Genomic DNA, 1,860 nt, shown 5'->3' with positions numbered 1-1,860 from the left:
TTTGTTGCTCAGGGTTGATCTCTCATCATCCTTTCGGTGTTCGCATCAGCACTCCGATTTTTCTTCAGATAGGTTCTAGAATCGAAATCAAGACGCAGGGGAAGATAGAGTTCCCTGAGTCTGAAAACTTTATTACCTTGTAATTTTATGAAAAAGAGTCTGAACCGATCGTTCCTTCGATTTATGACTGTCTCCATACTTATCGTTTTGCCATCTTGTTCACAAAAGAATCCGATCGCTCTTGTTCTCTTAAAAGACACATCTATAAGTGGACAAAATAACGAAGAGTTTAAGACGACAACCAAGAAAGCCTGTAAGGGTATAACAGAATCCATTTCGCGTGGTGATGAATTGAAAGTTATTCAAGTCAATGGCGAGCAGGACTTTTTTGAAAATCTTACCCCCACCAATCCAACTGATGCGAAAAAACAGTGTGGAGCCGTAAGAACCACCCAAAAACAGGGAACTTTGGCCTGTCCAGCTGTTCGCACAGCCCATAAAATTTTTCAGTCATCAAAAAAACCTGGTGTATTGTTAGTCCTTATAGAGACCAACGAGCGGGAATCACCTTGCCCTCAAGATTGGAGAACTACCGTTAAAAATGTCATTGAAAAAGGTGGCTCTGTAGTCATTTTGAATGCTACAAACAACGGCGGCGAATCATTTCGCTTAGAGCTAGAAACTGCTTTGGAAGGTCTCCCAGTTACATATGCTCATACTGACGTGGAATTTGTTATTAAGAACGCTATCCAAGAAACTAGAAGAAAAGCTGAGGCAAAATTATGAAAAAATCAGATAGTTTCCCTCACTTTGAGGGCAACGGTTGGAATAGTTCCCATGTATCTAATGCCAGTGGCCACACCGAACGAGAATCAGAATCTAACCCGTGGCCAGAGTCGGAAGCAAGAGTCAATATCAATCAATCAAAGGAATTCAATCGGCTAATTGCTGAGGACCTTCATCCCCAAGATCAGGAAGACCTGTTACAACGCTTTCCTTGCTATGCGATCGCACAGAGGAGAGTTGCCGCAGCCGAGTTCTGCCGCTTTCAGATTATTAAAATTTGTGAATTGTACTAAAGGAGTTTTATGGATAGAGATATTTTATCTTCTTTGAAAGATAATTTCTTTTCTTGGTTTGCCACGAGCATCATCGCATTCTTAAATTTTAACACGGCTATGGTTTTAGTGCCGGGGGATTGGGACGATATAAAGATATTATTTGCCGTTCCAGTTTCTTTGATAGCCTGTATTCTTTTCGACAACAAAGTTAGCGAGGAGTATATGCGTGAACGCCTCAAAGGATTCGCGAAAGCGACCTTAAATTGGATAAATATTCAGAGAGATAGACTAAGCAAAACTCGATTTGGGACTATGAGACTGGAAACATACATCTATCTGTTTCAACTTTTTGAAGCACCTTTCTTAGAAACATCAGTCATCTCAATTATTAATCGTCTTGGCTGTATCATTTACTTAATCACTGAGTTTATTGTGAGCGCTTATTTATTACTAGAACGAGAGGATTTGCCCTGGTTCATGTCTATTGCTCCTATTCTAGCAGGATTATTGAACTTAGCGACGGGAATCCTTAAAGGACATCTTATTGTGTATCCAAAAGCGCTTACACAACTTAGAAAAAAATATCAACAGTATTATGAGGACGTCTAAAATGAATATTAGATTGATAAATATTAACGAGATGAATTCTCAGGATTTAAACGAACTGACGACTATTTATGTCTCAGATGCAAGTCTGTCACCATCTAAAATGGTTGAAATCCTTCAGCAAAGAGTCGCTTGCCGCTCTCTCCATAAATCCATAAAATTAATTCAGGAAGACCACCGACGGTCTTTTGAA

At 39.6% G+C, this 1,860-nt stretch carries 3 protein-coding genes; all 3 read left to right on the top strand.

The genetic code is table 11. The features are described 5' to 3' along the window. The first annotated feature begins 183 nt into the window (after positions 1-183). The 3 genes from IQ242_RS23805 to IQ242_RS23795 are packed head-to-tail and all read left to right on the top strand — an operon-like array spanning position 184 to position 1,670. Entirely contained in the window at positions 184-786 is a 603-nt protein-coding gene (locus tag IQ242_RS23805) for a hypothetical protein (protein ID WP_149989542.1), read from the top strand. Then, entirely contained in the window at positions 783-1,079 is a 297-nt protein-coding gene (locus IQ242_RS23800) for a hypothetical protein (RefSeq protein ID WP_193961654.1), read from the top strand. The genes IQ242_RS23805 and IQ242_RS23800 overlap by 4 nt, the downstream gene beginning before the upstream one ends. Positions 1,080-1,088: 9 nt before the next feature. Further along, entirely contained in the window at positions 1,089-1,670 is a 582-nt protein-coding gene (locus tag IQ242_RS23795; protein WP_193961653.1) for a hypothetical protein, read from the top strand. The last annotated feature ends 190 nt before the right edge of the window (positions 1,671-1,860 follow it).

Origin of the sequence: Microcystis sp. LEGE 08355 (assembly GCF_015207185.1) — a bacterium.
Lineage (GTDB): Bacteria > Cyanobacteriota > Cyanobacteriia > Cyanobacteriales > Microcystaceae > Microcystis > Microcystis panniformis.
The sequence above is the reverse complement of the archived record's forward strand: the minus strand, read 5'-3'. Positions and strand labels throughout refer to the sequence as shown.

Bases quoted from the DNA above. Each gene is read 5' to 3' on its own strand.
- IQ242_RS23805 (WP_149989542.1), top strand. From the start codon at position 184: ATGACTGTCTCCATACTTATCGTTTTGCCATCTTGTTCACAAAAGAAT.
- IQ242_RS23800 (WP_193961654.1), top strand. From the start codon at position 783: ATGAAAAAATCAGATAGTTTCCCTCACTTTGAGGGCAACGGTTGGAAT.
- IQ242_RS23795 (WP_193961653.1), top strand. From the start codon at position 1,089: ATGGATAGAGATATTTTATCTTCTTTGAAAGATAATTTCTTTTCTTGG.